8 protein-coding genes are annotated in these 12,319 nt (G+C 49.5%); 2 read left to right on the top strand and 6 right to left on the bottom strand.

Annotation, left to right across the window (positions count from 1 at the left end):
- Positions 1-113: 113 nt before the first annotated feature.
- From M0R47_RS16565 to M0R47_RS16540, 6 genes are all read right to left on the bottom strand, one after another.
- A complete protein-coding gene (locus M0R47_RS16565) occupies positions 114-623 on the bottom strand; it encodes a HEAT repeat domain-containing protein (protein WP_292556814.1) in 510 nt (169 codons plus the stop codon).
- Positions 624-806: 183 nt separating this feature from the next.
- Positions 807-1,259 carry a hypothetical protein gene (locus M0R47_RS16560; RefSeq protein WP_292556813.1) on the bottom strand — a complete coding sequence of 151 codons (453 nt, stop codon included), beginning with the start codon at positions 1,257-1,259 and terminating at the stop codon, positions 807-809.
- Between the two features lie 289 nt (positions 1,260-1,548).
- Positions 1,549-3,942 carry an ATP-binding protein gene (locus M0R47_RS16555; protein ID WP_292556811.1) on the bottom strand — a complete coding sequence of 798 codons (2,394 nt, stop codon included), beginning with the start codon at positions 3,940-3,942 and terminating at the stop codon, positions 1,549-1,551.
- 117 nt (positions 3,943-4,059) lie between these two features.
- Positions 4,060-4,992, bottom strand: a complete 933-nt coding sequence (locus tag M0R47_RS16550) for a response regulator transcription factor (protein ID WP_292556809.1) — start codon at positions 4,990-4,992, stop codon at positions 4,060-4,062.
- Positions 4,970-8,503, bottom strand: a complete 3,534-nt coding sequence (locus M0R47_RS16545; protein ID WP_292556807.1) for a response regulator — start codon at positions 8,501-8,503, stop codon at positions 4,970-4,972. The genes M0R47_RS16550 and M0R47_RS16545 overlap by 23 nt, the downstream gene beginning before the upstream one ends.
- A gap of 251 nt (positions 8,504-8,754) precedes the next feature.
- Complete coding sequence (locus tag M0R47_RS16540) at positions 8,755-9,489, bottom strand: hypothetical protein (RefSeq protein ID WP_292556806.1); 735 nt, start codon at positions 9,487-9,489, stop codon at positions 8,755-8,757.
- 203 nt (positions 9,490-9,692) lie between these two features.
- On the opposite strand from M0R47_RS16540, the gene M0R47_RS16535 reads away from it, so the two are divergent.
- Together M0R47_RS16535 and urtA are read left to right on the top strand one after the other, a co-directional pair.
- Entirely contained in the window at positions 9,693-10,925 is a 1,233-nt protein-coding gene (locus M0R47_RS16535) for a hypothetical protein (RefSeq protein WP_292556805.1), read from the top strand.
- Between the two features lie 27 nt (positions 10,926-10,952).
- Entirely contained in the window at positions 10,953-12,251 is a 1,299-nt protein-coding gene (gene urtA / locus M0R47_RS16530; RefSeq protein WP_292556804.1) for an urea ABC transporter substrate-binding protein, read from the top strand.
- The last annotated feature ends 68 nt before the right edge of the window (positions 12,252-12,319 follow it).

The following is a 12,319-nucleotide window of genomic DNA, read 5'->3' as shown; positions in this document are numbered from 1 at the left end:
GGATTTGCACCATTGAGCACCACCAAAAGAGGAAATTGACTGACCTGCGCCGAAAAATGGCTGGAGTTAGGCTCAGTGAGTTGGCAGAATCATGAAAAAAAGCGAGTTTTCTTTCAGGCACTAAGTAAGATTATGCCAAGTACAAATCCGACAGGTATTGAAGCAATTAGCCAATTGAACATCAGAGTAACCAATGATCCTATGGATAAATCTATGCCTTTGATTCGAGAACGAAAATGGTACACTTTTTCATTCTCTTTTTCTAAACTATAAGACAGAAGGCTCTGAATACTGGCTAAAATTTCGTACTGTTTTCGCAACATTTCAAGGATTGCGTCATCATTTCCTGGTATTGTTGGTTCGTTCAATTGCGGTTGAGTAGCTGTCTCTTGATGAATGTTGTCTGGAATGATCTGAAGCTTGTTTATAACATTCTTGGCAGTTGTTCTTACCTCAGCAGACGGATCGCTTGTTATCAAACTCTTAAGTCGCTCAATAATTTGAGGATGAGATACTCCAATTTCGCCTAGTCGTTTAATAGCCTCAAGTCGGAGTGAGACATTTTGCTCATTAAGTGCCTTGAGCGCATTGGCAATCTCATGTTTTGTTTGTTGGTCAATCATTATGTTCCTCTATTTCTAATGACTCGTTGTATGATATGCCTTGCCACGTAATGATGAATTGTTGTGTTTCGACATTCGTCCTCCTTATTGTGTTTTTGATGTCGAGCACCTAACGTAAAGCTCAGCTGGAGATTGGAGCGTAGTGGAAAACGGTCGGCTTAAGCGAAATGTTGCGTGAGTTACTCATTTTGTCACACCAAGAATCTTACGAAATTCTTTTTCAATGGCAATTCTCGCCTCTGGTACATTTTCTTCGACTTCTTCCCATACTTCCATAAACTTTGTTTGAAGATCTTCTTGCAATCTTTTGTTACTTCCTTCTGGGTCTTGCATTGACGTCTGCTCGGCCAATTTATAAAAACTTATGGGATTTTTGGATTGAGTTAAAAATTTGTCTATCATCTGACATATGTTATCGGGAAAGTATATACGCGTTTTATTGTATTTTTCGTATAATCGATAGTACGAGCTGGCAGTGCTTTTATAAGTTTCGTTCCTCGGCGGCTCTCCATTTTCCATTGCTGGAGTAGCAAGCAGTCGAGCCTGATTTTCTACAGCACTGAGCAATTCATATATTTCTGCTATTATTTCCGCTCGTTTTGAATGGAGGCTAGAAAAACGAACTGAGTGTTCCAACGCGATCTTTTCAAGATCACTCTTATATCATTCAACTCTTCCAGCGATGAAAGCTTCAATTGCCTTTCTACCGAGATAGCCTAAGGTTAAGGCGATTGTTGTTGCACTTCCTAGAAATTTAATTATTTCCTGCCAATCCATTTTGATTTCCTTAAAACGTATTTAGACATCAAAATCACGCAATATTTTGCGTGATTTTGATGTCTACGAGCAATTTACGTATAAATACTTATAGCGAAAGCGGATAATAAACCTAACCCCTAGGCATCGCAATCTTCTAAGACTAACATTAAATCCCTTCCTCCTTATCATCCTCCTCCAGCGCCATATCCGAAATCTCCTTCAAACGGGAGATCGCTTTACAATTAATACTGCCTTCCGGATACAGGCCTTCTTTATCTAACACACCTGCCGATTCTCCAGTCAATAATTCCAATGTTTCATCGACGCAGCACACCGCGTAAACGGCGAACTTGCCTGCCGCCACCGCGTCGATCACTTCCTGTTTCAACATCAGGTTGCGTTTGTTGGCCGTAGGGATGATCACAGCATGCTCGCCGTTCAGGCCGCGCGCTTGGCATAGCCTGAAGAAGCCTTCTATTTTCTCGTTAACGCCGCCCACCGCCTGGACTTCGCCGTACTGGTTGATGGAACCGGTCACCGCAAAACTGTGCTTGATCGGCGTCCGGGTCAGCGCCGAAATCAAGCAGCACAGCTCGGCCAGCGAGGCGCTGTCGCCGTCGATATAGCCGTAGGATTGCTCAATCGCGATGCTGCCGGATATGGCTAGCGGGAATTGCTGGGCATAGGTGTGTCCCAGATAGCCGGTCAAAATCATCACGCCTTTGGAATGAATGGCCTGGCCCAGTTCCACTTCCCGCTCAACATCGACGATGCCTCTAGAGCCAGGATAAACGCTGGCGGTAATGCGCACCGGCGCGCCAAAACTGCTGCCGCCGACTTCCAGTACGGTCAGTCCGTTGACCTTGCCTATCGCCTCGCCTTCGGTATTGATCAGGATGGTGCCGGCCAGCATTTCTTCGAGTATGTTCTCGGGCAGTCTGCCGTTGCGGTGTTCTCTTGCGCCCAAGGCTTGTTCGATATGCTTCCGGTCGCAAATCGGTTGATTGTCCCGCTTGCAGAACAGGTTGGCTTCGCCGATGATTTCCAGCGAATCCTTGATGCGGGCGGAAAAATGATGCTGGTTTTCGGCAATGCGGCAGCTGTATTCGATCAGGCATTCGATGGCTGCTTTCGTTAACGGCCTGGCTCCGGAGTCTTCGGCCTGCTTGATCATCAGCAGTATAAAGCGCTGCATCGTCTCATCGGTGCGCGGAATGTACTCGTCAAAATCGGCAAGGATTTTGAACATCTCGTTAAATTCATCATCCATTTCTTCCAGCAAATAATAGATATCTCTGGAGCCGACCAGTATCACTTTAACGTTCAGCGGAATGACTTCGGGTTTTAGGGTAATGGTATTAATGCCCAAGTCCGAATAAGGCGATTCGATTTCAATAAAACCGGATTGCAATGCGCGTTTCAGGCCTTCCCAGACGAAGGGGTTAGTCAGTAGTTTTTCGGCTTCGAGAATCAAATAACCGCCGTTGGCCCTGTGCAGGGAACCTGCGCAAATCCGCCGGTAATTGGTGACCAGCGCGCCTTGATCGCTGACATACTCGATGCGCCCGAACAGGTTTTGGTAAATCGGGTGCGGTTCGTAAATAACCGGCGCGCCGCCTTCCTGCTTGTTATCGACCAGAATGTTGGGCGCATACAGTTCGGTCAGTAGCTGCCGTTTAATGGTGGTAGTGTCTTGCGGTTCTGGCGTCCGGCTCGGCATCAGGTAGTCGGCAATGGTGCTGCAAAGGTTCTTTTTGATTTCCGCCAGATAGGTGATGACGTCATCGATATTCTGGTAGCTGTCGTTCAGTTCGGCAAACAGCGGCTCTATCGCCAGACTGATGGTGTCATTATCCAGCTCCCTGATTTTTTCGACCATCTCCCTGCGCCACTGGGGCAATTCCAGCAATACGTCGCCCAGGTATTCTTCGAGTTCCGCGACATGTTTGTGAAAGATTTCTCGTTCCGGGAGCGACAATTGGCTAAATTGATCGTCATTCAGCGCCTTGTTGTTTTTGATAGGCGCAAATGAAATCGTTTCATTCTCCCTGAACAATGCGGTATTTAATGATTGAGCTTTCTTATCGACCAGATCGATGGCAGCGTTATAGCGCTGGCTAAACTGACGTTCGATAGCGCTCTTTTTTTGTTGGTAGGTAGGGCTTTCAAAGGCGGCGGGAAAGGTCGCCAGCAGGTTGTCGATCAGTTTCTCAATGTCCTTGCTGAGCACCTGCCCATACTCTGCGGGCAGCTCAACGGCCAGCGGCTCTCTCGGATTATCGAAATTATCGACATAAGCATAGGATGACGGCGCGGGCAGCGTTTTGGCCTGGGCATTCAGGTGGTTGGTAATCATCGATAACCGGCCCAAGCCCGGCTCGCCCATCACAAAAATATTGTAGCCCGGATTGCTCATCGCAATGCCAAACTCCAGCGCAGACTGGGCCCTGTCCTGGCCTAAAATGGTGTCGGGCAATTCAGGTGCGGTTGGGAACTCAAAGCCAGTTAAATCGACATTCAGTTTCAGTGATTCAAGGGGAAGCTTTGAGTGATTAGACATGGTTAAGAGATATTCTCAGGTTACAGGAAACGGCGATTCTACCATTTTTTGCCGCATTGTCCGATATGGGCCCAATAGAGCCGGAGCAGTGTAGAAAAATCGACGCTTTGCTTGGATTCAGAATTGCTGGCGCTGCAATACCATTGAGACAGCTGCGGCGCGGGTAGCAACGCCCAACTTTTCGAAAATATGTTCGAGATGCTTATTGATGGTACGCGGGCTGCTGCCCAGAATAAGGCCCACTTCTTTATTAGTTTTACCTCTGGATATCCACATCAATATTTCCGCTTCACGCACGGTAAGCCCCAGAGAGCTTCTTACCCAATCGATATTCCACTCCGCTGAATGCTTTTCCAAAACCAGCAGATACTCGCCTGTACCTTGGCACGGCGTTATTTTTGCTAAAAAAACGGCTCCCATTCGGCTGCTTTCAAAGGTTGCAGATTTATCACCAAGCTCTAAACGTTGTATAACCCATTCGAGTATTGGCTTGGGTAACGGCATACCGACTTCATGTTTGCCGGTTAATGCGTGCTTTTGCAGAAACTCGTCCAGCCAGCGGATGCCGCCTGGTGTTAACCAGGTAATAATGCCCGATGAATCGACTGCCAGCGCGGAAAATGGGCTATGGTTTAAAGCATCTTCAACACGGCGCAGATTTCTGGCCTGAGTCAGCTGCACTTCCACTCTGGCCAGCACTTCAGGAGGACGAATCGGCTTGACGATGTAATCGGCGGCGCCTTCATCGAAGCCGCGTAACAGATTGTCCAACTCGCTTAACGCAGTCATAAATAAAACCGGAATATCGGCCGTTTTAGGCGAGGATTTGAGTCGATTGCAGGTTTCAAACCCGTCGATACCCGGCATCATAATATCCAGCAAAATAATGTCCGGCTTCAGGTAAGCGATTTGTTCCAATGCCGATAAGCCATCGGTTGCGACAAGCACCCGGTAACCGGCTTCCGAAAGAGTGTCGGATAACAAAGCCAGATTGCCGGGGGTATCATCGACAATCATCGCGATACCGCTATGAGAAAACTTGCTCGCCATTGCCGTTTAGCTCCTCAGTAGTAAGATGCAAAAGTTTTTTGATTTCAACTATATGAAATTCACTGGCAAGCGTCATAATCCTCTGCGCAAAATAAGTGTATTCCGGGTGGTACTGAATCAGCTGAGTCAGGTATAGATTCAATCCTTGTAAGTCGCCGATCCGGACATAGCCGGTTAACTCCTTAATAATATCCAGTGAAGGCGGTTGGCTGGAACTGTGCTGTTCGCTTTCATCGTCCCGATAAATCCAGTCCAAAGTCAGGTGCAGTTTAAGTTTGTAAAGCAATTCGCTGACTTGTATAGGCTTGACTAAAAAATCGTTACAACCGGCGTTAATGGCATTGAGCCGGTCGGACGGGTAGGCGTTGGCGCTTAACACAACAATCGGCATCGTATAGCCTTGTTGGCGTAGTTGATGCGCCGCTGCGGCGCCATCGAGCCGAGGCATCGATAAATCCAGCAAAATAAGATCCGGCGCTTCCTTGTTAACTTTATCCAGACATTCTTCACCGCAACCGGCTCCAATCAAATCGAAACCTAAGGGTTCCAGAATAGACACAATCAATTGTCGATGATCCGGCTGATCATCGACAATAAGAATTCTCCGGCGTTTGCCGCAGTGACCGATAATATCTTCTTCCTGGATATATTGGTGTTCGCCGCCCAAATTGGGCAGCAACAGCCTTACGGTAAAAGTCGAACCTTTGTCCAGCTCACTGACGACAGCGAGTTCGCCGCCCATGATTTCGCATAAAATTTTACTGATGGTTAAGCCCAAGCCGCTGCCGGAGTCCAGGTTCTCATTCGGTAATTGGGTAAAAGGCTGGAATATAGTGTCCAGTTGGTCTTTATGTATGCCGGGGCCGGTATCGGTGACCTGAAACGTGGTCACGCCGCAACTGTAACCGATACGGAATACGACTTCACCGTCCGCGGTAAATTTGATCGCATTGCCGAGCAGGTTGATCAAAATTTGCCCGACCCGCTTTTCGTCGCCGCTCACCCGCTGGGGCAAGGTATTTAGGATTTGACAGTAAAAAGACAGCCCCTTCTGTTCGGCTTGCGGCTTAAAAGTACTGCTTAAATGTTCAATAAGTCCCGGAAAATCGATAGGTTCCCGGCGCAGTTCGAATTTACGCGCTTCGATACGGGCAATGTCCAGAATGTCTTCGATCAGCGCCGACAAATGTTCGCCATTGCGCTTTAAAATATCCACGGCTTGGCGTCTATGCGCCGGTATGGTCGGGTCTTTTTGTAAAATATACGCATAGCCGACAATACTGTTTAACGGCGTGCGTATTTCGTGGCTCATGCTGCTAAGGAAACGGCTTTTCGCACTGTTGGCGCGATCCGCCATTTTGGTGGCTTGCTGTAATTTTGCGTCGGTCTTTTTATGTTCATCGATTTCCATTAACAAACGCTGGGTTTGCTTGGCAATTTCTTCATGCGCAACGCGCCGGCTCTCGTCATTCAAAACCAGCCACCAAGTACACAAACCGATAAATACCAACAATGAAGCGTAAACCTTAACAAAATTCGCCAGCAACAGATTGAACGAAGCCGGTTGGTGCTCGGCAATCAACAAATCCTGATAGTAAATAATCCCGACGAATACGCCGGTTAAAACGGCCAGAAACAAAAACAACAGGCTAAAGCGTATCAGGCGCAGTCTGAGGCTTAAATTCATCCAGCCCGGCAAACAGTATTGTGCAAGGCTTTGCAGATAATCGCCCAGGCGCAGGCCCGGCTTGCAGGCATCCATGCACCGCGAATCCAGCGAACAGCAAAGCGAGCAAATGCCGCCCTCATAAACCGGGCAATAGGCCATATCTTCGCGCTCGAAATGATTTTCGCAGATCGTGCACCGGCTGACCGGAGCCTGATTATTAAAGCCGGTCTCGCGGGCAAGATAACGCTGGCTGCCGTAGAGCAGGGCGATGCACGGAACCAGCAGAAAGGCCAGACTCAGCGCTATAAACGCTGAAAATGCCTGGGCGAACGTACCGAAACAACCCAAATAAGCCAGTATCGACACTATCGAGGCGCATAAAGTCGACAGAATGCCGACCGGATTCAAGTCCGGCAGGTAAGCGCGTTTGAATTCCACCGCTTTAGTGCTCAAGCCCAGAGGTTTGTTGATCAGCAATTCGGCCGCAACCGCGCTGATCCAGGCTATCGATATATTGGAGAATAAGCCCAATACTTTTTCCAACGCACCGAATACGCCAAACTCCATCAGCAACAGGGCGATAGACACATTAAAAACCAGCCATACCACCCGGCCGGGATGGCTATGCGTCAGGCGCGAAAAAAAGTTCGACCAAGCCAACGAACCGGCATAAGCGTTGGTGACATTGATTTTGATCTGGGAAATCACCACAAACAACGTCGTGACAGTTAACGCCAATTCGGCATTGTTGAATAAGTCGCCGTAAGCCACCAGATACATTTGCGTGGGCTCATGCGCATGGATCGGCGCTATGCCGTGACGAACGGCAAGATGCGCCAGCAACGCGCCGCCCAATTGCCGGGCCATGCCGAACAAAATCCATCCGGGGCCTGCGCTAATCGTAGCCAGCCACCAGCGCAGCCGGTTTTTATCGGTCAGTTCGGGCATGAAGCGCAAGAAATCCACCTGTTCGCCGATTTGCGCGACCATCGAAAAGGCTATGGTTGTCGCGCTGCCGAACAGCAGCCAGTTAAAGCCCTGGCCGCTGCCCGCGATCCAGAAGTAGGTTTGCACCGTCATCAACGCATCCGGCTCGCGAATGAATACGGCAATATAAGGCGCAATCAACAGCACCAGCCACAGCGGCTGCGTCCACATCTGCAAACGGCTGATCGTGGTAATCCCGAACGTTACCAGAGGGATGACAGTAACCGCGCTGATGATATGCGCGATGAAAATAGGAATGTGGAAATACAGCTCGATAGCCAGCGACATGATCGATGCTTCGAGCGCGAACAACGTGAACGTAAACGACGCATAAATCAGAGAGGTTACTGTCGACCCGATGTAGCCGAAACCCGCGCTGCGGGTCATCAGGTCGATATCGATGTTATAGCGGGCAGCGTAATAACTGATCGGAAAACCGGTGATAAAAATAATCAGGCCGACAGCCAGAATGGCCCAGAACGCGTTGGTAAAGCCGTAATTGATCGACAGAAAGCCGCCTATCGCTTCCAGAACCAGGAATGAGGTAGAGCCGAACGCGGTATTGGCTACCTGGAATTCCGACCATTTGCGGAATGTGCGCGGAGCAAACCTGAGCGCATAGTCTTCCAGCGTTTCGTTGGCGACCCAGGCGTTATAGTCGCGACGGATTTTTGAGACACTTTGTCGGATACTGGTTTCCTCAATAACTTTTATAAAATGAATGACAGCCCGCTCATTGCATTTGTTTAATCGCTCTTCTTTGTAAGCATCTGTAATGCATTTGTAAGCAATAACTACACCAGAGATTGTTAGAAAGGCCGACGCGCTAAACACCGGCGCAACAAAAAAAAGCATTGATCTAAGTTGGTGCAATGAGCCCTAACTACGCACAATAACGGCCGCTTGTTTTGAAATTTTGCAGGTTCCGATGCGGCGAATCCAGCCATTGCCTCAATAAGACAAGACACCGTAGGAGCGGGCCATGCCCGTGATCGAAGCGCTGCTCAACTGTCGCGGGCATGGCCCGCTCCTACAACGCATGGCAGTCATGCAGCGTGCGGAATCGAGAGATAAAAACCGCATGTGCAAGCGCTCATATCGCCTTTTTATAACCTTTCATGGCCGAACTTCAAAATCACCGGGCTTCCCTGGTTGTGAATGATGATCTGTTTACGGCCTTCATCGGTCTTGCCTGGAGCATCGGCTTTGGCCGCTTCGTCCGGGCTGGCGACGGTTTCGATACGCACCTCCGGTATCCAGCTCGGCTTAAGGCTTGATGACGGCTGGTTTTGCGATTTATCCGGCCAGTTAAGTTCGCTCAACAAATTGAAACAAACGGTGCTGATGTGATCGATTAATTTCGCTTGGCTGGCCGCATCTCCGGCAACAAAATGCATGTGCAGATAAGTCGATTGCGTCGGTTGTGCGATAGAAGCCAGCTCGCAGCCAATCGGCAGCACCTTGGCTTTTTGAAAATCGAGCGCTCTTGGATCGGAATTCCCGGAAGAAAATGAAAAACCGGGCGGCGTCTGACTGTGCTCAACCAAGCCGATCTCGGCAGTTAAGGTATGGCTAAAAGCCTGATTGTCTTTAGCCCCTACCGGATAGCCCCAAGCGGCCAGATTTTGGCTAATCCGGGCCGCCACATCCTGCCCGGCCACTATCGGTTTCAACGACGATTGCTTGATCGCACCGATTTTAAATTCAATCCGTCCAATCGATGCCGTATCGATTTGCATCGGCTTTTTTTCCAGGCCCGGCGCGCAAGCCGTTAACAGCCCGGCAATGACGATAGCTTTGAAAAACAGGTTCCTGGCAGGGTCTTGTATGAGCTCATTCATGCGAATCCGGATTATGTAACACAGGTTTCGCAACTATATGTAAATTATCGCTTACCGAAAATACGTCATTTGACTGATGAGTCAGATGACGCATTGTGCAAATTCCCCCCGGACAAAATAATGATTCCGAGCCAACTTCCTGGCTGCATCCGGATAACCCGGATGCCTTATCAAATCACCTTTTAAATTCTGGGGCACCTGACATGAGTGATTCTACAAAAACAACGGCCGGGGTACGAAGCAAGCAACTTCTTCCGGCACTGGGCCTGCTGACACTGGCAGCCGGATATACGCCGGTAAGCCAAGCCGGGGCGACATTTAAAATCGACGACACCAAATGGGTCAGCATCGGCGCGGGTTTACGCACCAGCTTTCAGTCCGCCGAAAGCGCAGCCGGCGCCAGCGGCAACAAATGGAGCAACGATTTTAACCTGGACAATATCCGTTTGTACCTCAACGGCCAAATCCACAAATATTTGAAAGTCGAGTTCAACACCGATTGCCAAACCTGTAGCAACGGCGGCGAAGTACGGGTATTGGATGCAATCGGCAAGTTCGAGTACAACCCGTACGTTAATCTTTGGGTAGGCCGCATGCTGGTTCCGGCCGAACGCCGGGAAATGAACGGCCCGTTTTACAGCGCCATTTACAATATTTTTAGTTCAGGCACCCCGTTCGAGCCGGCCGATTACAATTTGACGATCAAGTCGGACGGTACTTCGGCCGGTTCTTTCGGCCGTGACGACGGTGCGACTTTCTGGGGCGCGGCGTTTGACGGCCGCTTCCAATATGCGTTCGGTTTCTTTCGCGGCTTAAGAGGCGGCGCCAATATCGACGACAATATTCTGTACAGCCAGCGTTTCGCCTACAACTTCTGGGAAGTGGAAAAAAATCCCGGCTATTACACTTCGGGTACTTACTACGGTAAAGGCGGCGACATCCTGACTGTCGCGGTGTCCAATCAATATCAGGAAGACGGCGCGGGAACCGCTTTGGATCATGGTAACTTTCGCGGCACCTCAGTCGATGTGTTGATGGAAAAAGTGCTGCCCAACAGCGGCGTGGTGACGGTAAACGGCGAATACAAAAACTACGGCATTTCCGACGGCTACAGCCAGGCGTCCAGGGACGCGGGCGGCGGTTTCTCGATGTTCGAAGGCAATGCTTATGACGTCAGCGGCATGTACCTGTTCCCGCAAAAAGTCGGCATCGGCCAATTCCAGCCTTATTTGCGTTACGTGAATGTGATGCCCGGCGGCAGCTCGGACCGTAATTCCTACGAAGGCGGTGTGAATTACGTCATCGACGGCCATAACGCCCGCGTGTCTTTGAGCTGGGAATACGGCGATCTTATGACTAAAGGCCTGGATTACACATCGACAGCCGCAGGCGAAAAAACTAATGCCGTTAAAGTCGGCTTTCAGTGGCAAATCTAAACTCCCTTTAACTATTGGATGACTAATATGAACAGATTATCTTCAAAACTACGCAAGCTCGGTATTGCCGGCGCAATAGCGGCATTGACTTTTGCGACAGGCGCGGCAAACGCCGAAGACACCATCAAAGTCGGCGTGCTGCACTCACTGTCCGGCACCATGGCGATCAGCGAAACCACGCTGAAAGACACCATGCTGATGTTGATTGACGAGCAAAACAAAAAAGGCGGATTGCTCGGCAAAAAACTCGAAGCGGTGGTCGTCGATCCGGCTTCCAACTGGCCGCTGTTTGCCGAAAAAGCCCGTGAATTGCTGACCAAGGATAAAGTCGCGTCGATCTTCGGCTGCTGGACATCGGTATCGCGCAAATCCGTACTACCGGTTATAGAAGAACTGAACGGCCTGCTTTTTTACCCGGTTCAGTACGAAGGCGAAGAGTCGTCCAAAAATGTGTTTTATACCGGCGCGGCGCCGAACCAGCAGGCGATTCCGGCAGTCGATTATCTGATGAACGATTTAAAAGCAAAACGTTGGGTATTGGCAGGCACGGACTACGTTTATCCGCGCACCACCAACAAGATTCTTGAAGCTTACCTGCTGTCTAAAGGCGTAGCCAAAAAAGACATTATGATCAACTACACGCCGTTCGGGCATTCCGATTGGCAAGGCATTGTCGCCGACATCAAAAAATTCGGCTCGGCCGGCAAGAAAACCGCCGTTGTTTCAACCATTAACGGCGACGCCAACATCCCGTTCTACAAAGAATTGGGTAACCAAGGCATTTCAGCCGAGCAGATTCCTGTGATCGCATTTTCGGTCGGTGAAGAAGAACTGTCGGGCATGGACACCAAACCGCTGGTCGGGCATTTGGCCGCGTGGAACTATTTCATGAGCATCGACACCACTAAAAATGCCGCGTTTATCAGCCAATGGCATGACTTTATCAAGAACCCGAAACGCGTCACTAACGACCCGATGGAAGCGCACTATATCGGCTTCAATATGTGGGTCAAAGCGGTTGAAAAAGCAGGAACGACCGATCCTGACGCGGTACAAAAAGCCATTATCGGCGTTGAGTTTCCGAACCTGACCGGCGGAACCTCGAAAATGTTGCCTAACCATCACATCAGCAAACCGGTATTGATCGGCGAAATCCAGGACGACGGCCAATTGCAGACGGTTTGGCAAACCAACAAACTGGTCGATGGCGATGCCTGGTCCGACTTTTTGGCGGAAAGTAAACCGATTATCGCCGACTGGACAGCGCCTATCAGTTGCGGCAATTACAACACCAAAACCAAGAAGTGCTCCGGGCAGAATTTTTGATCGGTAATTATTAGAGAAATAGGACACGGATTGGACTGATAAACACGGGTATGTGATTGTTAACTATG

The sequence above is a fragment of the Methylobacter sp. genome (assembly GCF_023227905.1).
Classification (GTDB): Bacteria; Pseudomonadota; Gammaproteobacteria; order Methylococcales; family Methylomonadaceae; genus Methylobacter_A.
This window is presented reverse-complemented; position numbering and strand designations above follow the sequence as displayed.